General features: G+C 72.0%; 16 protein-coding genes. 3 read left to right on the forward strand and 13 right to left on the reverse strand.

The genetic code is table 11. From position 1 onward, the window contains the following. Positions 1–73: 73 nt before the first annotated feature. The 8 genes from ACTT8P_RS09620 to ACTT8P_RS09655 all read right to left on the reverse strand — a co-directional run bounded on the left by ACTT8P_RS09620 (position 74) and on the right by ACTT8P_RS09655 (position 11,633). Complete coding sequence (locus ACTT8P_RS09620; RefSeq protein ID WP_442831125.1) at positions 74–3,109, reverse strand: CIA30 family protein; 3,036 nt, start codon at positions 3,107–3,109, stop codon at positions 74–76. A gap of 130 nt (positions 3,110–3,239) precedes the next feature. Further along, complete coding sequence (cimA, locus tag ACTT8P_RS09625; protein WP_442831126.1) at positions 3,240–4,847, reverse strand: citramalate synthase; 1,608 nt, start codon at positions 4,845–4,847, stop codon at positions 3,240–3,242. 306 nt (positions 4,848–5,153) lie between these two features. Further along, complete coding sequence (locus tag ACTT8P_RS09630) at positions 5,154–5,759, reverse strand: TetR/AcrR family transcriptional regulator (RefSeq protein WP_442831127.1); 606 nt, start codon at positions 5,757–5,759, stop codon at positions 5,154–5,156. Positions 5,760–5,770: 11 nt separating this feature from the next. Continuing rightward, positions 5,771–6,790, reverse strand: coding sequence for an agmatine deiminase family protein (locus ACTT8P_RS09635; RefSeq protein ID WP_442831128.1), 1,020 nt, complete (start codon positions 6,788–6,790; stop codon positions 5,771–5,773). A gap of 8 nt (positions 6,791–6,798) precedes the next feature. Then, the gene (locus ACTT8P_RS09640) at positions 6,799–8,493 is read right to left on the reverse strand and encodes an urease subunit alpha (protein ID WP_442831184.1); all 1,695 of its coding nucleotides are present in this window, start codon (positions 8,491–8,493) and stop codon (positions 6,799–6,801) included. After that, positions 8,466–9,152: an urease subunit gamma gene (gene ureA / locus ACTT8P_RS09645; RefSeq protein WP_442831185.1), complete on the reverse strand. Its 687-nt coding sequence runs from the start codon at positions 9,150–9,152 to the stop codon at positions 8,466–8,468. The genes ACTT8P_RS09640 and ureA overlap by 28 nt, the downstream gene beginning before the upstream one ends. Before the next feature lie 76 nt (positions 9,153–9,228). Continuing rightward, the gene (locus tag ACTT8P_RS09650) at positions 9,229–10,317 is read right to left on the reverse strand and encodes a branched-chain amino acid aminotransferase (protein ID WP_442831129.1); all 1,089 of its coding nucleotides are present in this window, start codon (positions 10,315–10,317) and stop codon (positions 9,229–9,231) included. Between the two features lie 272 nt (positions 10,318–10,589). Beyond that, positions 10,590–11,633, reverse strand: coding sequence for a 3-isopropylmalate dehydrogenase (locus ACTT8P_RS09655; protein ID WP_442831130.1), 1,044 nt, complete (start codon positions 11,631–11,633; stop codon positions 10,590–10,592). Positions 11,634–11,766: 133 nt separating this feature from the next. Between ACTT8P_RS09655 and ACTT8P_RS09660 the strand changes: the two genes are divergently transcribed. Further along, positions 11,767–13,320: a purple acid phosphatase family protein gene (locus ACTT8P_RS09660; RefSeq protein ID WP_442831131.1), complete on the forward strand. Its 1,554-nt coding sequence runs from the start codon at positions 11,767–11,769 to the stop codon at positions 13,318–13,320. A 1-nt stretch (position 13,321) separates the two neighbouring features. On the opposite strand, the gene ACTT8P_RS09665 is transcribed toward ACTT8P_RS09660, so the two are convergent. From ACTT8P_RS09665 to ACTT8P_RS09675, 3 genes are all read right to left on the reverse strand, one after another. Then, positions 13,322–13,453, reverse strand: a complete 132-nt coding sequence (locus ACTT8P_RS09665; RefSeq protein ID WP_442831132.1) for a hypothetical protein — start codon at positions 13,451–13,453, stop codon at positions 13,322–13,324. 251 nt (positions 13,454–13,704) lie between these two features. Continuing rightward, entirely contained in the window at positions 13,705–15,336 is a 1,632-nt protein-coding gene (pruA, locus tag ACTT8P_RS09670) for an L-glutamate gamma-semialdehyde dehydrogenase (RefSeq protein WP_442831133.1), read from the reverse strand. Positions 15,337–15,607: 271 nt separating this feature from the next. Continuing rightward, positions 15,608–16,534: a proline dehydrogenase family protein gene (locus tag ACTT8P_RS09675; RefSeq protein WP_442831134.1), complete on the reverse strand. Its 927-nt coding sequence runs from the start codon at positions 16,532–16,534 to the stop codon at positions 15,608–15,610. Positions 16,535–16,667: 133 nt separating this feature from the next. Here ACTT8P_RS09675 and ACTT8P_RS09680 point away from each other — a divergent pair, with 133 nt between their 5' ends. Then, positions 16,668–17,867, forward strand: coding sequence for a PucR family transcriptional regulator (locus ACTT8P_RS09680; protein ID WP_442831135.1), 1,200 nt, complete (start codon positions 16,668–16,670; stop codon positions 17,865–17,867). Here ACTT8P_RS09680 and ACTT8P_RS09685 read toward each other — a convergent pair. Next, positions 17,848–18,432: a TetR/AcrR family transcriptional regulator gene (locus ACTT8P_RS09685; RefSeq protein ID WP_442831136.1), complete on the reverse strand. Its 585-nt coding sequence runs from the start codon at positions 18,430–18,432 to the stop codon at positions 17,848–17,850. The two genes, ACTT8P_RS09680 and ACTT8P_RS09685, sit on opposite strands and share 20 nt — an antisense overlap. A gap of 84 nt (positions 18,433–18,516) precedes the next feature. Here ACTT8P_RS09685 and ACTT8P_RS09690 point away from each other — a divergent pair, with 84 nt between their 5' ends. Next, positions 18,517–20,049 (forward strand): MFS transporter, encoded by a 1,533-nt coding sequence (locus ACTT8P_RS09690; protein ID WP_442831137.1) that lies wholly within the window; start codon positions 18,517–18,519, stop codon positions 20,047–20,049. A gap of 11 nt (positions 20,050–20,060) precedes the next feature. Here the strand turns inward: ACTT8P_RS09690 and serA are convergent, their stop codons facing one another. Further along, entirely contained in the window at positions 20,061–21,650 is a 1,590-nt protein-coding gene (serA, locus tag ACTT8P_RS09695; protein WP_442831138.1) for a phosphoglycerate dehydrogenase, read from the reverse strand. Positions 21,651–21,754: the final 104 nt, after the last annotated feature.

Genomic DNA, 21,754 nt, shown 5'->3' on the forward strand with positions numbered 1-21,754 from the left:
GGAACAGAAGGTACGTCGGCCCCGGCAGAAAACCCCGCCGGGGCCGACCAGCCATCCGAGCCTCTCCGGAGCCTCACGCAGCCCGGTACGCCACCAACAGCTTCGCGACCGCCGCACCGTACTTCCTGCTCACCGCCAGGTGATCAGCCTCCGCGAACGGCCCGGCCACCGCCGGAACGATCCGCTCCCCCACCTCCCGCTGCACGATCAGCCGCGCCTTGGTGACCACCGCACGCCCCGCCGCATCGGCCCCGGCCCGTTCGGCGGCCCGCGCGGCGACACCCAGCGCCCGCAACGTCGCCGCACCACCCTCCGGCACCCGCGTCAGCGTGGTCAGCCCCCACCCGTACGGGAACTGCGGGTCGTACGCCGCGTCACCGACGTTGATCGGCAACTGCGCCTCCGACTTCGGCCAGGTCACCGGCAACTGCCCGGTGAACGCCCGCTTGCCGTACAGCACGTCGGCCACCCCGTCACCCTCCGTGCCCGGCAGCCAGGACGCGACCAGCGCGTCGATCCCCCCGAGCCGGTCGCCCACCAGCTGCGGACGCCCGGAGACGACCAGCACCGCGCACTTCATGGCCGCGCACACCTTGTCCACCGCCGCCTGGTCCGCGGCCGACAGCTCCAGGTCATGGCCGTTGCCCACATCCCCGGCACCCTCCGCGTAGGGCGTCTCACCGACCACGACCACCCCCACGTCGTAGCCGCCGACCGACGCCGACGCGTCCGCGGAGTACGTGACGTCACCACCGGCCCGCCGCATCCCCTCCAACACCGTCGTACCGTCCGTGATCTCCCCGGACGACCCCTGCCAGCTGATGGTCCAGCCCCCGGCCTGGTTGCCGATGTCGTCGGCGTTCGATCCGGCGACGTAGACCTTCTGGTTCTTCTTCAGCGGGAGCACCCCGCCGGCGTTCTTCAGCAGCACCTGCGACTCGGCCACCGCCTTCCGGGCCACCGCCCGGTGCTCCGCCGAACCGATGTCCGCGACGCCGTCCGGGTCGGCGTACGGCTTCTCGAACAGTCCCAGCTTGAACTTCTGGGTCAGAATCCGGGCGACGGCGTCATCGATCCGCTCCTCGCTCACCCTCCCCGCCTCGGCCTCGTCGACCAGCGTCCCGGCGAACTCCTTGTAGCTGTACGGCACCATCATCATGTCGACGCCCGCGTTGACCGACGTACGGACCTGGGCGCCGAAGTCACCGGGGAGCTGGTACACCGCGTCCCAGTCGCTGATCACGAACCCGTCGAAGCCCATCCGCCCCTTGAGCACCCCGTTGATCATGTCGGCGCGGGCGTGCATCTTCACCGGGCCCTGCCCGTCCCCGGCGATGTCGAGCGAGGAGAACGACGGCATGACCGAGCCGACGCCCCGGTCGACGGCGCCCTGGTACGGCGAGAGGTGCACCGCCTCCAGCTCCTGCCGGGTCACCTCGGTGACACCCTGGTCGACGGTGTACGTACCGGTGGTCGACGACCCGTAGGTCGTCCCGCCGTCCCCGACGAAGTGCTTCGCGGTCGCCAGCACCTGGTCGGACCGGTCCAGGTCCCGGCCATCGGCGCGGCCCTGCAACCCCTGGATCACCGTCTCCAGCGACTCCACCAGCGCCGGGTCCTCGCCGAACGACTCGTACGTCCGCCCCCACCGCTCGTCGCGCGCGACGCACAGACAGGGCGCGAAGGTCCACGGGACACCCGTCGCCCGGGTCTCCGCGGCGGTCACCTCCCCGGTGCGCCGCACCAGTTCGGCGTCCCGGGTCGCGCCCAGCCCGATGTTGTGCGGCATCAGCGTCGCACCGGCCAGGTTGTTGTGCCCGTGGACCGCGTCCACGCCGTAGATCAGCGGGATCTGGAGCCGCGTGGCGCGCGTCCGCGACTGGAAGGAGTCGATCATCGCGGCCCACGCCTCGGCCGTGTTCGGCGTCGGCGTCGAACCGCCGCCGGACAGCAACGAGCCGAGCCCGTACGACGCGACGTCACCGGGCACGGTCATGGCACCGCGCTCGGCCTGCGTCATCTGCCCGGCCTTCTCCGCCAACGTCATCCGGGAGACCAGATCCGCGACCCGCTTCTTCACCGGCAGCCGGGTGTCCAGGTACGGCAGCCCGTGCGCGTCCACGACCACCACCGGGTTCTCGGCGGGCGCCTTGGCGCCGGTGACGGTCAGCTTCAGCGGGACCGTCTCGGCCTCCTCGGCCGTACGGTCCTTCAGCGTCTCGACCTGCACCGTGCGGGTGGTGCCGGAGGCGGTGCCGGCCGGGAAGGCGACCGTCCCGCTGACCGGCGTGTAGTCCTTCCCCGCCACCGCACCACCGCCGCCCGCCGTCTCGTAACCGACCGTCACGGGCTCCTCCAGCGGAGCCGAACCCGTCGTCCCGACCGTGATCGCCACCGACGCCGTCCTGCCCTCGGCCACCGAGTACACGGCGGCCCCGGTCGTCACGGACGCCCGCAGCGACTGGTCCGCGCGCCCGTACAGTTCGACGCCGTCCATGGCGAACTCGCCCTTGACGCCCACCGGGAGCGTGACGGCGTACCCCCACACCTCCGTCAGGCCGAGCACCTGGTCGATGCCGCCGACGGGCTGGTAGTCGGCGCGGTAGGTGAAGTCGGAGAACGGGATCTCGATCTGCTGCCAGCCGGTGAAGTCGTCGGCGAAGGACGTGGTCCACAGCTCGGAGGCGTCACCGTTCGCGCCGCCGTCCTTGATCTCGAAGGCGACCCGCTTGCCGCTGCCGTGCCCCTCCCACCAGAACCGGACGCCCTGGTGGGCGGACCAGTCGTGGGCGGGCCCGGCGTTCGCGTACTGGTGCGTGAAGCCGCCGTAGCCGCTGATGTCGTAGGTGCCGGCGAGCACCTTGTCCCCTTCGGGGGCGTCGGCGCGGTCGGCCAGCGACAGGGTGGGCGGGTCGTCGCTGTCGCCGCCCCAGGTGGAGAGGCCCTCGGCGGGCGGGGCGGCGAACGGCACCTCGCCCTCGAAGCGGTCGACGGCGACCGGGGCGGGGTCGTCGGCCGCGGGGTCGTCGGCCGCGGCGGCGCCGGCGGCGGTGAGCGGAATCAGTCCGGTGAGCAGGGTGGCGCAGACGAGCAGGGCGGTTCTTCGCATGGAACGTCCCTCGACTCTCGTAAGCCGACCTCAGACTTATCTTGAGCCGTGAGTTAACTAACGCCCCGCACCCCAGTCAAGACATCCCGCAGGCGGCGCCCGTCCGGACGGGCGCCGCTCACCGGACACCTCACTCGGCCGGCGTCACCCCGGCCCGCAGCAGCCCGTACGTGTACGCGTCCTCCAGCGCCTGCCAGGACGCGGCGATGACGTTCTCCGCGACGCCGACCGTCGACCATTCGCCCGAACCGTCCGAGGTGTTGATCAGGACGCGGGTGGTGGACTGGGTGCCGTGCACGCCCTCCAGGATGCGGACCTTGTAGTCGACCAGGTCCAGCTTGGCGAGCTGCGGGTAGATCCGTTCCAGGGCGACCCGCAGCGCCCGGTCCAGGGCGTTGACCGGGCCGTTGCCCTCCGCCGTGGCGACGATCCGCTCGCCCTTGGCCCACAGCTTCACCGTGGCCTCGTTGGCGTGGGTGCCGTCGGGGCGGTCCTCGACGATCGCCCGCCAGGACTCGACGGAGAAGTACTTCAGCGGGGCGCCCGCCACCTCCGCGCGCAGCAGCAGTTCGAAGGAGGCGTCGGCGGCCTCGTACGTGTAGCCCTTCAGCTCGCGTTCCTTGACCCGCTCCACGACCCGGCCGACCAGTTCGCGGTCGCCGCCGAGGTCGATGCCGAGTTCCTTGCCCTTCAGCTCGATGGAGGCGCGGCCCGCCATGTCGGAGACCAGCATCCGCATGCTGTTGCCGACCAGCGCCGGGTCGGTGTGCTGGTACAGGTCCGGGTCGACCTTGATGGCGGAGGCGTGCAGGCCGGCCTTGTGCGCGAAGGCGGAGACACCGACGTAGGGCTGGTGGGTGGAGGGGGTGAGGTTGACCACCTCGGCGATGGCGTGCGAGATACGGGTGGTCTCGCGGAGCCGGCCCTCGGGGAGCACCTGCTTGCCGTACTTCAGCTCCAGCGCGGCGACGACCGGGAAGAGGTTGGCGTTGCCGACCCGCTCGCCGTAGCCGTTGGCGGTGCACTGCACGTGGGTGGCGCCCGCGTCCACGGCGGCCAGGGTGTTGGCGACCGCGCAGCCGGTGTCGTCCTGGGCGTGGATGCCGAGCCGCGCGCCGGTGTCGGCCAGCACGGTGGCGACCACGGCGCTGATCTGCGCGGGCAGCATGCCGCCGTTGGTGTCGCAGAGGATGACCACGTCGGCGCCGGCTTCGGCGGCGGTGCGCACGACCGCCTTGGCGTACTCGGGGTTGGCCCGGTAGCCGTCGAAGAAGTGCTCGCAGTCGAGGAACACCCGGCGGCCCTGCTCGCGCAGGTGGGAGACGGTGTCGCGGATCATCGCGAGGTTCTCGTCCAGGGTGGTGCGCAGGGCGAGTTCGACGTGCCGGTCGTGCGACTTGGCGACCAGGCAGATCACCTCGGCGCCGGCCTCCAGGAGTGCCTTGACCTGCGGGTCCTCGGACGCCTTGGCGCCGGCCCGGCGGGTGGAGCCGAACGCGACGAGCTGGGCGTGCCGGAAGTCGATCTCCTTCTGCGCGCGGGCGAAGAACTCCGTGTCGCGGGGGTTCGCGCCGGGCCAGCCGCCCTCGATGAAGCCCACGCCGTAGTCGTCCAGGTGCCGTGCGATGGCCAGCTTGTCCGCGACGGTGAGGTTGATGCCCTCGCGCTGCGCGCCGTCGCGCAGGGTGGTGTCGAAGACGTGGAACGAATCGTCGAGCAGCTCGCTGGGTGCGGTCATGATCTTCAGGGCTCCTGTATGGGATCTCGGTCTACCGGAATGACCGGTTCCACCGTCCGTCAATGATCCCCCGCGCTCTCTTCCCGGCTTGGGGTGGGCCAGGAAACAGAAAAACCTCTCGCGGGTGCGAGAGGTCTGCGCGCGGGTCGAGGACGACGGTGTCCGCCCGTACCTGGTCGTACGTGGCGGTCACTGCGGACCGGCGCGCCTGCTGCCAATAATCATGGCGAACGAGAGCACGGGGGCAGTCTGGCACAACCCGCCCCCGTGTTCACCGCCCGTCTCAGGATGCGAGCGCCGCGCCGGTCAGGCGTCCGCGAGCAGGCTCTCGGCCAGGAACTCCCGTACGTGGCCGAGGACGCCCGCCCGGTCGCTGCCGCGCAGGCCGATCGCCACCTGGATGGCGAAACCGTCCAGGAGGGCCCGCAGCCGGGTGGCGAACCGGCCCGGGTCGACGGGCCGGAACTCGCCCCGCGCGACGCCCTCGGCCAGCAGGGCGGCCAGGTCGCGGTGCCAGCCGTCCTCGATGGCGGCCTGCCGGTCGCGGGCGTCGGAGTCGACGGCGGCGCTCTGTGAGCGGTTCCACACCTCCAGCCACAGCGTCCAGTGCGGGTCGCGGTGGCCGGCGGGGACGTACAGCCCGACGTACCCGTCGAGGCGGGCGCGGGCCGGTCCGGGGGCGGCCAGCAGGCGGGCGCGTTCGGCGCCGAGCCGGCCCTCGCTCCACTCCAGGGTGCGCAGCAGCAGTTCGTCCTTGGTGCGGAAGTAGTAGAGGAGGTGGCCGCTGCTCATGCCGACCTCGCGGCCGAGCGCGGCCATGGTCAGTTTCTCCAGGCCGCGTTCGGCGATCATCCGCATGGCGGCGGCGAGCACGTCCTCGCGCGGCGGGGCCTGTCTGCGGCCACCGGCCATTACGGACTCCTTCAGACCCTCGGCTGCTGTTGGGTGACGCAGTGGATGCCGCCACCGCTCGCGAAGATCGTACGGGCGTCCACCGGCAGCACCGTGCGCGCGGGGAACAGGCGGCGGAAGATGTCCGCGGCCACCTCGTCGTGCGGGTCGTCGAAGGCGCACAGCACGACGCCGCCGTTGCAGAGGTAGTGGTTGATGTAGGAGTAGTCGACCCAGTCGCCGTGCGCGTCCCGCAGCACCGCCGGGGCCGGGACCTCGACGACCTCCAGGCGGCGGCCCCGGGCGTCGGTCGCGCCGCGCAGGAGCTCCAGGTACGTGCGCGAACGGGCGTGGTCGGGGTGGGCCGGGTCGCGCTGGGTGTGGACGAGGACGGTGCCGGGGCGGGCGAACGCGGCGACGATGTCGACGTGGCCCTGGGTGCCGTACGTCCCGTAGTCGGCGGTCAGGCCGTGCGGGAGCCAGATCGCCTTGCTGGTGCCGAGCCGGGCGTGCACCTCCGCCTCGACCCGCTCGCGGGTCCAGCCGGGGTTGCGGCCGGCGCCGAGCTGGACGGTGTCGGTCAGCAGCACCGTGCCCTCGCCGTCGACGTGGATCGCGCCGCCCTCGTTGACAAGTGCGCTGCTCAGGACCGGCACCGCACACAGGTCCGCGACCTGCCGGGCGATCTTCGTGTCGTGCTCCCAGCGGGCCCACTCCTGGGCGCCCCAGCCGTTGAACACCCAGTCCACGGCGGCCAGCCCGCCCGCCCCGTCGGTCACGAAGGTCGGGCCGATGTCCCGCATCCACGCGTCGTCCAGGTCGCGCTCCACCAGATCGATGTCCGGGCCGAGCAGTTCGCGCGCGCCCGCGCCCTGCCCGGGGCCGTGCACCATCGTCACCGGCTCGAAGCGGCGCACGGCACGGGCCACCGACGCCCAGGCGGTGCGGGCGGCGGCCAGTTCCGTGTCGTTGGAGAACGTCGGGTTCGGGCCGGGCCAGGCCATCCAGGTGCGTTCGTGCGGGGCCCACTCCGGCGGCATGCGGTAAGTCATCGAGGGTCCTAGAGGAAGTACAGGCGGTTGAGGGAGACGGAGTCGGCCGGCGCCGAGCGGACCGGTGCGCCGTCGAGGGTGACCAGTCCGGTGCGCTGGTCGACGTCGACCTGTCCGGTACGGGTGTTGCGGCGCAGGTCGGCCGGGCCGATGCCGCGGGTGCCGCGCACCGCGACCCGGCGGCGGCAGGTCGGTATCCGGTCGGCGCCCTGATCGAGGGCGGCCCGTGCGACGAAGGCGACGGACAGCTCGGCGGGGGTCGCGCCGTGCGCGCCGAACTGCGGGCCGAGCACGAGGGGTTCGCAGGTGTCGGTGGCCGCGTTCGGGTCGCCGGTCACGCCGTACGCCGGGAAGCCGGACTTCAGGACCAGCTGCGGTTTGGCGCCGAAGTACGCCGGGTGCCACAGCACCAGGTCGGCGAGCTTGCCCACCTCGATGGAGCCGACCTCGTGGGCGAGACCGTGGGCGATCGCGGGGTTGATGGTGAGCTTGGCGATGTAGCGCAGGACGCGCTCGTTGTCGTCGTCGCCGTCCGCGCCGAACTCGGCCTTCATCTTCCCGGCCATCGCGAAGGTGCGGCGGACCGTCTCACCGGCCCGGCCCATGCCCTGCGCGTCGGAGGAGGTGATGCCGATCGCGCCCAGGTCGTGCAGCACGTCCTCGGCGCCCATCGTCGAGGCCCGGATGCGGTCGCGGGCCATCGCGGCGTCGCCCGGCAGGTCGGTCTTCAGGTCGTGGACGGAGACGATCATGCCGTAGTGCTCGGCGACCGCGTCCCGGCCGAACGGCAGGGTGGGGTTGGTGGAGGAGCCGATGACGTGCGGGACACCGGCCATCTTCAGCACGTTGGGGACGTGTCCGCCGCCGCAGCCCTCGATGTGGAAGGCGTGGATGGTGCGGCCCGCCAGCACGCTGAGCGTGTCCTCGACCGACAGGCACTCGTTCAGCCCGTCGCTGTGCAGGGCGACCTGGACGTCGTGCTCCTCGGCGACCCGCAGGGCGGTGTCCAGGGCGCGGGTGTGGGCGCCCATGTCCTCGTGCACCTTGAACCCGGACGCGCCGCCCTCCGCGAGCGCCTCGACCAGGGGCGCCGGGTCGGAGGACGAGCCCCGGCCCAGGAAGCCGATGTTCACCGGCCAGGCGTCGAACGCCGCGAAGGCGTGCTTCAGCGCCCAGGGCGAATTGACGCCGACGCCCCACACCGGGCCGAACTCCTGCCCGATGATCGTGGTGACGCCGGACGCGAGGGACGCCTCCATGATCCGCGGGGAGAGCAGGTGGACGTGGGTGTCGACGGCCCCGGCGGTGGCGATGAGGCCCTCGCCGGAGACGATGGTGGTGCCGGTGCCGGTCACCACGTCGACGCCGTCCAGGGTGTCGGGGTTCCCGGCCCGGCCGATCGAGCAGATCCGGCCCTGCCGGATGCCGATGGACACCTTGCGCACCCCCTGCACCGCGTCGATCACGACGACGTTGCTGATCACGACGTCGCAGGTGTCGCGGACGGCGGCGGCCTTCAGATGCAGTCCGTCCCGGGCGGTCTTGCCGAACCCGGCGAGGAACTCGTCGCCGGGTCGCTGCGCGTCCGACTCGACGCGGATCACCAGCCCCGAGTCGCCGAGCCGGAGCCGGTCGCCGGCCCGGGGGCCGTGGGCGGCGGCGTACTCGTACGGGTTCACGCCACAGCTCCCAGGTAACCGCAGGCGGCGGCCCGGCGCAGCGCCTCGGCCTTCGCGCCCGGCGCGTCCAGCGGTCCGTCGACCAGCCCGGCGAAGCCGATCGCGATCCGCGCCCCGCCGATCGGCACCAGCCCGACCTCGACGCGCTCGCCGGGGCCGAAGCGGACGGAGGACCCGGCGGGGACGGCGAGCCGCGTCCCGTAGGCCCGCTCCCGGTCGAAGTCGAGGCGCGGGTTGGCCTCGAAGAAGTGGAAGTGGGAGGTGACGGAGACAGGGACGGTGGCGGTGTTGGTGACCGGTATCCGTACCGCCGCCTCGGGCTCGGCGTGCTCCGGTCCCGGCAGCAGCGCGCCCGGCGCCGCAGCCCCCGTCCCCGCCCCGCCGCCGATGGGGGCGGTGACGACCGCCAGCCGGGAGCCGTCGTCGAAGACCGCCTCGACCTGCACCTCGGTGACCACGTCCGCGACGCCCGGCAGTACGTCGTCGGGGCCGAGGACGGACCGGGCGCGCTCGACGGCCTCGGCGAGCCGCCCGCCGTCCCGGGCCGCCTCGCAGACGGCGTCGGCGATCAGCGCGGTCGCCTCCGGCACGTTGAGCCGCAGGCCGCGCGCCTTGCGGGCGCGGGCCAGTTCGGCGGCGGTAAACAGCAGCAGCCGGTCGCGTTCGGTCGGGGTCAGTCGCACGACAGGGCACCTCCTTGCTTTAGAGCAGCACTCTAAAGCAAGGAGGTTTTGAGCGGTACTCAAACCGCAGTCGGGCTCAGGCCAGCGTGCGCATCCACCCGTGCGCGTCCTCGGCCGTGCCCCGCTGGATGTCCAGCAGGGCCTGCCGCAGCCGCAGCGTGACCTCGCCGGGCTCGCCGCCGCCCTGCTGCCACTCGGCGCCGGCCCGCTTGACCGTGCCGACCGGGGTGATCACGGCCGCCGTGCCGCAGGCGAAGACCTCGGTGAGGGTGCCGTTCGCCGAGTCGCGCTGCCACTGGTCGACGGAGACCCGGCCCTCCTCGGCCTCGTAACCGAGGTCACGGGCGACGGTGAGCAGCGAGTCGCGGGTGACGCCCTCCAGGATGGAGCCGGTCAGCGTGGGGGTGATGATCTTGTTTCCGTAGACGAAGTACAGGTTCATTCCGCCCAGCTCCTCCACCCACTGGCGCTCGATGGCGTCGAGGTAGCAGACCTGGTCGCAACCCTTGGCGGCGGCCTCGGCCTGGGCCAGCAGGGAGGCCGCGTAGTTGCCGCCGGTCTTGGCGTCGCCCATGCCGCCGGGGACGGCCCGGACGCGGTCCTCGGAGACCCAGATGGAGACCGGCTTCACCCCGCCGGGGAAGTACGCGCCGGCCGGCGAGGCGATGACCAGGAACAGGTACTCGTTGGCCGGCTTGACGCCCAGCCCGACCTCGGTGGCGATCATGAAGGGGCGCAGGTAGAGGGACTCCTCGCCGCCGTGCGCCGGGACCCACGCCTGGTCCTGCTTGACCAGCGCGTCGCAGGCCGCGATGAACGCCTCCTCCGGCAGCTCGGGCATGCCGAGCCGGCGCGCGGACGACTGGAAGCGGCGGGCGTTCTTCTCCGGCCGGAAGGTGGCGACGGAGCCGTCCGGCCGGCGGTACGCCTTCAGCCCCTCGAAGATCTCCTGCGCGTAGTGCAGGACCATCGTGGCCGGGTCGAGGGAGAGCGGGGCGTACGGCACGAGCTGGCCGTCGTGCCAGCCGCGGCCCTCGGTCCACTTGATCGTCACCATGTGATCGGTGAAGTGGCGGCCGAACCCCGGGGCGGCCAGTATCGCGTCCCGCTCGGCGGCGGACAGCGGGCTGGCGGAGGGCTTGAGCTCGATCGTGGGCGTGGTCATGAATTGTTGTCCTTCACCGGTTGTCGTGACGGGCCGCTTCCACGCCCGTACTGCCAGTGGCCAGTGGTAGGACGTCCGAGCATTCCCTCATGTCGCGGCCCCACGTTCGATTATCGCGCGCGGTCGGGGACAGCTGAAACGACGGATGAAACGGGGTGAATGCGGCCCAGCTTCGATGGTCGCACCCGGCGGGGACAGGTGAAAGCCGCCGGGTGCCTTGTTTTTCCGGACCCGGCGGCTTCGAATGGTTCAGTTTCGAGTGCGCGGCCCGGTCAGCCGGCTACTCGTACGGCGAGGGCGTCACCGATCTCGGAGGTGGAGCGCGCGGGCTTTCCGGCCCGCTCGCCGAGGTCGGCCGCGACCGCCTCCTCGATCCGGTTCGCCTCGGCGTCGTAGCCGAGGTGGCGCAGCAGCAGGGCGACGGACAGCACGGTGGCGCTGGGGTCGGCCTTGCCCTGGCCGGCGATGTCGGGCGCGGAGCCGTGCACCGGCTCGAACATCGAGGGGAATGCGCCGGACGGGTTGATGTTCCCGCTGGCGGCGACGCCGATGCCGCCGGAGACGGCCGCGGCGAGGTCGGTGATGATGTCACCGAAGAGGTTGTCGGTGACGATGACGTCGAAGCGCTCGGGCTGGGTGACCAGGTAGATGGTGGCCGCGTCGACGTGGATGTAGTCGGTGGTGACCTCGGGGAACTCCGCGGCCACCTGGTTGAAGACGTTCGTCCACAGGTGGCCCGCGAAGGTCAGCACGTTGTTCTTGTGGACCAGCGTGAGCTTCTTGCGCGGGCGGGCCTGGGCGCGGGCGAAGGCGTCCCGGACGACGCGCTCCACGCCGTAGGCGGTGTTGACGGACACCTCGGTGGCGACCTCGTGCGGGGTGCCCTTGCGGATGGTGCCGCCGTTGCCGGTGTACGGGCCCTCGGTGCCCTCGCGGACCACCACGAAGTCGATCTCCGGCTGGCCGGCCAGCGGGGTCTCGACGCCGGGGAGCAGCTTGCTCGGCCGCAGGTTGACGTGGTGGTCGAAGGCGAACCGGAGCTTGAGCAGGAAGCCGCGCTCCAGCACCCCGGAGGGCACGCTCGGGTCGCCGATGGCGCCGAGCAGGATGGCGTCGTGCTGCTTCAGCGCGTCGAGGTCGGCGTCGGTGAGGGTCTCACCGGTGGCGTGGTAGCGCTTGGCGCCGAAGTCGAACTCCGTGGTCTCCAGCTTCACATCCTGCGGAAGGACGGCGGAGAGGACCTTGAGACCTTCGGCCACGACCTCCTGGCCGATGCCGTCGCCGGGGATGACTGCGAGATTGAGGCTGCGAGACATGCCCGGCACCCTACTCCCCGTCCCATGAGCTGACACACACCGTCCGCCATACGGACAGCCGGTGCCGTTCCGTCGGCGGGCGTTCACCCGGGTGCGGTGCGGGTGTTGGCCGGCGCGGGGAAGGGCTGGGGTCATGGAGATCCCCGACTTCGGCGTCCCGCCGGAACTGGCGCGCCGGCTGAGCATGGCGGAGCAGTACGAGTATCTGCGCACCCGGGTGTCGCGGCGCCGGACGCTGGTGACGGCGGGGGCGGTGGCGAGCGGGCTGCTGACCGGCTGCGCCGGCGGCGGTGTCCGGCCGGCCCACGCACCCGCGCCGGCCACGACGGCCTCCGGTGCGGCACTCGCGCCGTTCGGCCGGCACCTCGCCTTCGGCGCCGATCCGATGCGGCAGCTGCGGATCTCCTGGCAGGTGCCGCTGGCGGTGCGCCGCCCGTTCGTGCGGGTGGGCCTGCGTCCGGACGACCTGGACCGCCGCATCGGCGCGGAGATCCGCGACCTCACCACCCCCGCGCTGGGGGACCACCCGGCGGCCGAGCAGTACTACGTGCACGCCGCCCTGGACGGCCTGCGGCCCGGCACGACGTACTACTACGGCGTCGGCCACGACGGCTTCGACCCGGCCGCCCCCGCCCACCGCGCCACCATCGCCGCCTTCCGCACCGCCCCCGCCACACCCCCGGAGCGGTTCGTGTTCACGGCCTTCGGCGACCAGGGCGTCGGCGCGGAGGCGGTCGCCAACAACCGCGTCCTGCTCCGCCAGGACCCGGCGTTCCACCTGCACGCCGGCGACATCTGCTACGCCAACGACAAGGGCCGCGGCACGGCGTCGGACCTGTACGACGCCACCCAGTGGGACCGGTTCCTGCGGCAGACCGAGCCGGTGGCGCGGTCGGTGCCGTGGATGGTGACGACCGGCAACCACGACATGGAGGCGTGGTACGCGCCGGACGGCTACGGCGGTCAACTGGCCCGCTTCTCCCTGCCGGACAGCGGCTTCGATGCGCGGACCGCGCCGGGGGTGTACGCGTTCACGTACGGCAATGTCGGTGTCGTCGCCCTCGACGCGAACGACGTGTCCTACGAGATCCCGGCCAACCTCGGCCGCACGGAGGGCCGGCAGACCCGCTGGCTGGCCCGGACGCTGGCCAAGCTGCGGGCGGCGCCGGCGGTGGACTTCGTCGTCGTCTTCTTCCACCACTGCGCGTACTCGACGTCGACGCACGCCTCGGACGGCGGGGTGCGCGCCGAGTGGGTGCCGCTCTTCGCCCGTCACCAGGTGGACCTGGTCATCAACGGGCACAACCACGTCTACGAACGCACGGACGCGATCAAGAACGGCGCGGTCGGCCGCCCGGTGCCGGTCGGCGAGTGGACCGACCCCACCCGGGACGGGACCGTGTACGTCACCGCGGGCGGCGGCGGCAAGGAGCTGTACGGCTTCCCGGCGGGCGTACCGGAGAGCCACGAGGGGCGGATCGCCCGCGACCAGCCGGTTGACAGCTTCCGCTGGACCCGGTCCCGGGACCGGAAGGCGGAGACCGTCGAGTGGTCGCGGGTGCGCTACCGGGGCTTCTCGTTCCTCCGGGTGGAGGCGCGGGCGGGTGCGGCACCGCGGCTGAAGGTCTCGGCGCTGACGCCGGACGGCGACCGCGTCGACCACTTCGAGGTGCGGCGCGGGCGGTGACTCAGTGTCCGGTGGCGCCGCCGTTGTCCCGGCGGTCGAGGGCGCGCTGGAGGGCGGCGGCGGCGTTCTTCCGCTCGGCGTCGCTGGTACGGGAGACGTGACGGACTCGGCGGCGGACGGTCGTCTCGGCCATGGGGTCGGCTCCTTCGGCACAGGGCGGGATACGAGACGCCGGAAGGGGCGGGGAGCGGCGGGCCGCAGGGATCACCTGCGCGGGGCCCGGCTCACGACCGCCATTCGCTGGGTCGAGCGAGACGTTCGGCTCCTACAAAGTTAAGGGAGGAGCACGCCCCTGTCTCTACAATTACTCGGGCTTCCTACTATCTGAGACGGAAGGACGGGCCAGGTCGGGGGGAGACCTGGCCCGTCCGGTATCGGAGGGCGTCAGCCCATGTGCGGGTAGCGGTAGTCGGTCGGGGAGACCAGCGACTCCTTGATGGCGCGGGTCAGCGTCCAGCGCATCAGGTTCTGCGGGGCGCCCGCCTTGTCGTTGGTGCCGGAGGCCCGGCCGCCGCCGAAGGGCTGCTGGCCGACGACGGCGCCGGTCGACTTGTCGTTGATGTAGAAGTTGCCGGCCGCGTAGCGGAGCTTGTCCATCGTGTACGCCGTGGCCGCGCGGTCGCTGGAGACGACCGAGCCGGTGAGGGCGTAGTCGGAGGCGGACTCCATCTGCGTCAGCATCTCGTCGTACTTGTCGTCCTCATAGACATGGACGGCGAGGATCGGGCCGAAGTACTCGGTGGTGAAGACCTCGTTCTCCGGGTCCGCGCACTCGATGACGGTCGGGCGGACGAAGTAGCCGACCGAGTCGTCGTACGTGCCGCCCGCGACGACGGTGCAGGTCGGGTCCTGCTTCGCCCGGTCGATGGCGGCCTTGTTCTTGGCGAAGGCGCGCTCGTCGATGACGGCGCCGATGAAGTTCGACAGATCGGTGACGTCACCCATGGCGATGCCGTCGATCTCGGCCGCGAACTCCTCCTTGAAGCCGTCGTTCCAGATCGACGCCGGGACGTAGGCGCGGGAGGTGGCGCTGCACTTCTGGCCCTGGTACTCGAAGGCGCCCCGGGTGAGGGCGGTCTTGAGCACCGCGCGGTCGGCGCTGGGGTGGGCGACGACGAAGTCCTTGCCGCCGGTCTCGCCGACCAGACGCGGGTAGGTGCGGTACTTCTCGATGTTGTTGCCGACCGTCTTCCACAGGTGCTGGAAGGTCTTGGTCGAGCCGGTGAAGTGGATGCCGGCCAGGTCGCGGTGGCCCAGGGCGACCTCGGAGACGGCGATGCCGTCGCCGGTGACCAGGTTGATGACGCCCTTGGGCAGACCGGCCTCCTCCAGCAGGCGCATCAGCAGCACGGCGGCGTGGGTCTGGGTCGGGGACGGCTTCCAGACCACCACGTTGCCCATCAGGGCGGGGGCGGTGGGCAGGTTGGCGGCGATCGCCGTGAAGTTGAACGGCGTGATCGCGTAGACGAAGCCCTCCAGCGGGCGGTGGTCCAGGCGGTTCCAGACGCCCGGCGCGTTGGCCGGGGGCTGCTCGGCGAGGATGCCGCGGGCGTAGTGGACGTTGAAGCGCCAGAAGTCGGCCAGCTCGCAGGGCGTGTCGATCTCGGCCTGCTGGGCGGTCTTGGACTGGCCGAGCATGGTGGAGGCGGCCAGCGTCTCGCGCCACGGGCCGGACAGCAGCTCGGCGGCGCGCAGGATGATCGCCGCGCGGTCGTCGAAGGACATCGCGCGCCAGGCCGGGGCGGCGGCGAGGGCGGCGTCGATCGCGTCCTGGGCGTCCTGCTCGGTGGCGTGGGCACCGGTGCCGAGGCGGGCCTTGTGGTGGTGCGGCTGCACGACGTCGAAGCGTTCGCCGCCGCCCATCCGCTTCTCGCCGCCGATGGTGCACACCAGGTCGATCGGGTGGTCGGCCAGCTCCTTGAGCTTGGCCTCCAGCCGGGCGCGCTCGGGCGAGCCGGGGGCGTAGCCGTGCACCGGCTCGTTGACGGGGGTGGGGACCTGGGTCACAGCGTCCATGGTGTTCGTGACTCCTTGACTTGAACGGTGTGCGAGCGGGTGCGGGCTCGGCTCTTGCTGACCATCGGGCGCGCGCTGTGCCATCCCGGGGGACAACCCCCGGACCCCCGGCAGCCGCCGGTGCACAGCCCAGTGAGATCAGCCACGGCCGATCACACTCCGCGCGAAGAACCGGAGATTGGCCGGCTTCTCCGCGAGACGCCACATGCTGTGCCATCCCGGGGGACAACCCCCGGACCCCCGGCAGCCACCGGTACACAGCCCAGTGAGATCAGCCACGGCCGATCACACTCCGCGCGAAGAACCGGAGATTGGCCGGCTTCTCCGCGAGACGCCGCATGAAGTAGCCGTACCAGTCCGTGCCGTAGGCGGTGTAGACGCGCATCCGGTGGCCCTCGGCGGCCAGCCGCAGGTGTTCGTCGCCGCGGATGCCGTAGAGCATCTGGAACTCGTACTCGGCGGGCTTGCGCCCGGCGCGGTGGGCCAGTTCCTGGGCGACGGCGATCAGCCGCGGGTCGTGGGACCCGATCATCGGATAGCCGTCGCCGTCCATCAGCGTCCGCAGGACACGGACGTACGCCTTGTCGATCTCGTGCTTGTCCTGGTAGGCGACCTCGGCGGGCTCCTTGTAGGCGCCCTTCACCAACCGTACGCGAGAGCCCGCCGCGGCGAGCCGGCGCGCGTCGGCCTCGGTGCGGAACAGGTACGCCTGGATCACGCACCCCGTCTGCGGGAAGTCCTTCCGCAGCTCCTCGTGGATGGCGAACATCGAGTCGAGGGTGGTGTGGTCCTCGGCGTCGAGGGTGACCGTGGTGCCGATCCCGGCGGCGGCCTCCACCACCGGGCGGACGTTGGCGAGCGCCAGCTCGTGGCCGCCGGGCAGCGCCTGCCCGAACATGGACAGCTTCACGGACATCTCCGCGCGCGTGCCCAGCTCCAGCGGCCCCAGCCGGTCGATCAGCTCCAGGTACGCGTCGCGGGCGGCGGCGGCCTGCTCGGGAGTGGTGATGTCCTCGCCGACCACGTCCATGGTCAGCTCCAGGCCCTTGGCCGTGAGGTCCCGGACGATCGGGACGATCTCGTCGACGTCCTCGCCGGGGATGAAGCGGTCGACGACCTGCTTGGTCACCGGCGCCGCGGAGACCAGACGGCGCATCCGGTCGCTGCGCGACGCGGCGAGAATCACGGGACCCAGCACGGGGCACCTCCACTTACCAAAAGAACAAGCTCAGCCACCGTGAAACTTAGGGATGCCCCCGATCCTGGGCCATCGACACCTGTCACGCATCCGTGCCGCGGATCTCAGACAGATGTATGAAGGACGGGCCGGGATGGGGCAGAATGCCCGAGTGACGTCCGATTCCAAGGCTGACTACCAGGAGCTGGTCGACGAGATCTCGGAGCGGCTCGGGGCGCCCGCCACCCTGGAGAACCGGGACTTCGAGCTGATCGCCTTCGGCGCCTACGACAGCGAGGGCGACCTCGACGCCTCGGCCCTGGACCCGGTGCGCGCCCGCTCGATCCTGACCCGGCGCTCCACCCCGGCGGTCCGCGCCTGGTTCGAGGGGTTCGGCATCACCCGGGCCATCGGTCCGGTCCGCATCCCGCCGACCCCGGAGGCGGGGGTGCACCGCGGCAGGATCTGCCTGCCGGTACGGCATCGCGGGGTCGTCCTCGGCTACGTATGGCTGCTGGACACCGAACCGGGCCCGACCGCGGCGCAGCTCACCGCCGCCATGACGGTCACCGCCCGGATCGGCGCGCTGCTGGCGGACGAGGCGCAGCACGGCACCGACCTCGGCCGGGAGCTGCGCGCGGTGCTGACCGCCGAGCGGGGCTGGCAGCGGGACATGGCGATCGCCGAGCTGAGCACCGCCCTCGGCGCCCGCGCCGAGGTGCCGCACACGGTGGTGTGCGTCGCGCCCTGGCCGGCCGCCGGCCCGGACGACGCGCCGTCGGTGCGTACGGTGCCGGGGGCGACGGCGCTGTGCACGGTGGAGTGGGGCGGCGCGGCGCACGCGCTGGCGCTGCTGGTGCGGCTGCGTTCGGTCGACGTGTCCGCCCCGGCCCTCGCGGCGGCGGGCCGGCTGCTGGAACGGGCGCCGGCCCACGGAGGTGCCCGCCCCGCCGCCGGTGTCGCCGCCGCCCGCGCCGGCCTGTCCGAGCTGGGCACGGCCTGGCGCCAGGCGTCGGCGGCGGCCCGCGCGGCCCTCGCCGAGCCCCGCTTCGCGCCGGTCGCCGAATGGGCGTCGATCGGCCCGTTCCGCCTGCTCACGGCACTGCCCCCGGAGACCGCCCGGGACCCGGCGGTACGGCCGCTGCTCTCCCCCGCGCACCGGGAACTGGCCCGCACCGCCGAGACCTACCTGGACCGGGCCGGCCAGGCCGGCCGCACGGCGGCGGAACTCGGCATCCACCGCCAGACCCTGTACTACCGCCTCTCCCGCGTCGAACAGCTCACCGGCCTGGACCTGGCCGACGGCGAGGACCGGCTGCTGCTGCACATGGCGCTCAAGGCGCACCGTCTGTAGCGACGGCCCCCTCGATCACCCGGCGCAGTCCCTCGGTGAGCTGCCCGGCCTCGGGCGCGGTGTGCGGATCGAAGGTCCACTGGGCCATCAGCCCCAGCATGAGGGTGCTGTAGAAACTGCCGAGCGTGTCGATCATCTCGTCCGGCTGGTCCTCCTCGGGCACGCCCGTGAGCATCGCCACGAAGCCGCGCGAACCCTCCCGCTGGGCCCGCGCGAGATGGTCCCGCACCACCGGCAGCTGATCGCCCATGACCACGATCTCCATGCTGAGCCGCCACATCGACCCGGGCTCCCGCATGGTGCCGATGATGTTCGACCAGACCGAGTCGAACCGCTCCAGCGAGCCGGGCTCTCCCCCGATCTCGCCGTCGAAGCCCTCGGACATGTTCTCCACCATCGCCACGTACGCCTGCGCCAGCAGCGCGTCCTTCGAGCCGTAGTGGTAGCCGATCGACGCCAGGTTGGTGCCCGACTCCTTGACGATGTCGCGGGCCGTGGTCCGCACGAACCCCTTGGCGAGCAGGCAACGCTGGGCGCCTTCCAGCAGATCCTCACGGTGTCCCATCCGGCCACCCTACCCGTCGATACATACAGGCGTCTTAAACAAGCGTCGTAGACAAGCGTATAAGACGTGCGTACAGTCTCCGCCATGACGACGAACCCACCCCGCGCCGGACGGCGTGAATGGACCGCGCTCGGTGTGCTGATGCTGCCGCTGCTGCTGGTCTCGATGGACGTGTCGGTCCTCTACTTCGCCATCCCGGCCATCAGCGCCGACCTCGAACCGACCGGCCCCCAGCAGCTGTGGATCTTCGACATCTACGGCTTCGTACTGGCCGGCCTGCTGATGACGATGGGCGCGGTGGGCGACCGGATCGGCCGCCGCCGGCTGCTGCTGACCGGCGCCGCCGCGTTCGGCGCGGCCTCCCTGGTGGCCGCCTACGCGCACAGCGCCGAGACGCTGATCGCGGCCCGCGCGGTGCTCGGTATCGGCGGCGCGACGCTGATGCCGTCGACGATGGCGCTGGTCCGCACGATGTTCACCGACCCGGGTCAGCGGGCGAAGGCGATCGGCCTGTGGTCGGGCGTGATGACGGCCGGCATCGCGCTCGGCTCGGTACTGAGCGGAGTACTCGTCGAGTACTTCTGGTGGGGCTCGGTCTTCCTGGTCAACCTGCCCGCGATGGCCCTGCTGCTGCTCCTCGGCCCGGTCCTGCTCCCGGAGTCGAGGAACCCGGCGCCCGGCCGCTTCGACCTGCTGAGCGTGCCGCTGTCGATGGCCGCCGTCCTGCCGGTCGTCTACGGCCTCAAGGAGATACCGACCGAGGGCTGGCACGTGCGGTACGTGATGTCGGTGACCGTCGGCCTGCTCTTCGCCGCGCTGTTCGTGCACCGGCAGCGCACGGCGGCCCACCCGATGATCTCCCCCGCCCTGTTCCGGATCCGCGGCTTCACCCCGGCCGTCGCCCTCAACCTGGTGTCGGCCGCCGGAATGATGGGCTCGACCTACTTCACCACCCAGTACATCCAGTCGGTGCTGGACAAGAGCGCGCTGGCAGCGGCCCTGTGGGCGCTGCTGCCCTCGGTGCTGATCGGCTTCGCCGCGCCGCTCGCCATGGGGCTGGTGCGGCGGGGGGTGCCGCGGGCGCACGTCGTGGCGGGCGGCTTCGCGGTCGCGGCCTGCGGTTACGCGCTGCTGGCCGGCGCGGACACCGACTCGCTGTGGCTGGTGCTGGCCGCCTGCGGGGTGCTGGCCGGCGGCATCGTCGCGGTGATGTCCCAGCTGACCGACCTGGCGCTGAGCGCCGCCCCGGTGGAGCGGGCGGGTTCGGCATCGTCGCTGATGGAGACCGGCACCGAGTTCGGCGGCGCGCTGAGCATGGCGGTCTTCGGGTCGATCGGTACGGCGGTGTACCACCACCAAATGCCGGCTTCGGCGCCGGACGCGGCCCGGGAGACGCTGGGCGGCGCGCTGGCGGTGGCCAAGGGGTTGCCGGGGCCCGCGGGAGAGGCCCTGGCGACGGCGGCGCGGGAGGCGTTCACCAGCGGGATGCGGGGCGCGGCGGTGACGGGGGCGGTGCTGCTGCTGGCGGCGGCGGTTCCGGCGGCACGGGCGCTGAAGGGCATCCGGATACGGGAAAACGCCGGACAGGCCGCGGAGTTCAGCCCGTCCGGCGTTTGAGGTCCGTCACCTCAGACGAGGTTGACCGATCGGGCGGACGTCGCGCCGATCTCCGCCGCGACCTCACCGAGCACCGCGGCGCCCACGGTGTCGTCCACGGTCAGGACGGCGAGCGCCTCGCCGCCGACCGTCGCGCGGGCGACCTGCATGCCGGCGATGTTGATGCCCGCCTCGCCGAGGATGCGGCCGACCGTGCCGACGACGCCGGGACGGTCCTCGTAGCGCAGCACGACCATGTGGTCGGCGAGCGCGAGGTCCACGTCGTACTCGCCGACGGCGACCACCTTCTGGAGGTGCTTGGGGCCGGCCAGCGTGCCGGAGACCGACACCTCCTCGCCGCTGGCGAGGGTGCCGCGCACCGTCACCACGTTGCGGTGCTCCGGCGACTCCGAGCTGGTCGTCAGCCGGACCTCGACGCCGCGCTCCTGGGCGAACAGCGGGGCGTTGACGTAGGAGACGGTCTCCTCGACGACGTCCTCGAAGACACCCTTGAGCGCGGACAGCTCCAGCACCTTCACATCGTGCTGGGTGATCTCGCCGTAGACCTCGACGTCGAGGCGGACGGCGACCTCGCCGGCCAGTGCGGTGAAGATGCGGCCGAGGTGCTCGGCGAGCGGCAGGCCCGGCTTGACGTCCTCGGCGATGACGCCGCCCTGGACGTTGACCGCGTCCGGGACCAGCTCACCGGCGAGGGCGAGCCGGACCGACTTGGCGACCGCGATGCCGGCCTTCTCCTGCGCCTCGTCGGTGGAGGCGCCGAGGTGCGGGGTGGCGACGACCTGGTCGAACTCGAACAGCGGGGAGTCCGTGCAGGGCTCCTTCGCGTACACGTCGAGGCCGGCGCCGGCCACCCGGCCCTCCTTGAGCGCCGAGTACAGCGCCTCCTCGTCGACGATGCCGCCGCGCGCGGCGTTGACGATGCGCACGCTCGGCTTGACCTTGCGCAGCGCCTCGTCGCCGATCAGGCCGAGGGTCTCGGGGGTCTTGGGCAGGTGGACGGTGATGAAGTCGGAGACCTCGAGCAGCTCGTCCAGCGACAGGACCTTGACGCCCATCTGGGCGGCGCGCGCGGGCTGCACGTAGGGGTCGTAGGCGACGACCTTCATGCCGAACGCGGACATCCGCTGGGCGACCAGCGCGCCGATGCGGCCGAGGCCGACGACCCCGAGGGTCTTCTCGGCCAGCTCGACACCGGTGTACTTGCTGCGCTTCCACTCGCCGTTCTTCAGCGCCGCGTTGGCCTGCGGGATGTTGCGGGCGGTGGCGACGATCAGGCCGCAGGCCAGCTCGGCGGCGGTGACGATGTTGGAGGTCGGGGCGTTGACGACCATCACGCCGGCCTTGGTGGCGGCGGAGACGTCCACGTTGTCCAGACCGACCCCGGCGCGGGCGACGACCTTCAGCCTGCCGGCGGCGGCGATGGCCTCGGCGTCGACCTTGGTGGCGGAGCGGACCAGGATCGCGTCCACGTCGGCGATGGCGGGCAGCAGTTCGGCGCGGTCCGCGCCGTTGCAGTGCCGGATCTCGAAGTCCGGACCGAGCGCGTCGACGGTCGCGGGCGACAGCTCTTCAGCGATGAGTACGACAGGTTTCGAGCTCACGTGAGTCCTCACAAGTCCAATGCGGACGGCCGTCCCGACGGCCGCATGCGGTGGAGGTTGGCTACCGCGTGGAAGACGCACGACGTTGTGGGCCTGACGCGTAT

The sequence above is a fragment of the Streptomyces sp. JW3 genome, from assembly GCF_052216785.1.
In the GTDB taxonomy this organism is placed as follows: Bacteria; Actinomycetota; Actinomycetes; order Streptomycetales; family Streptomycetaceae; genus Streptomyces.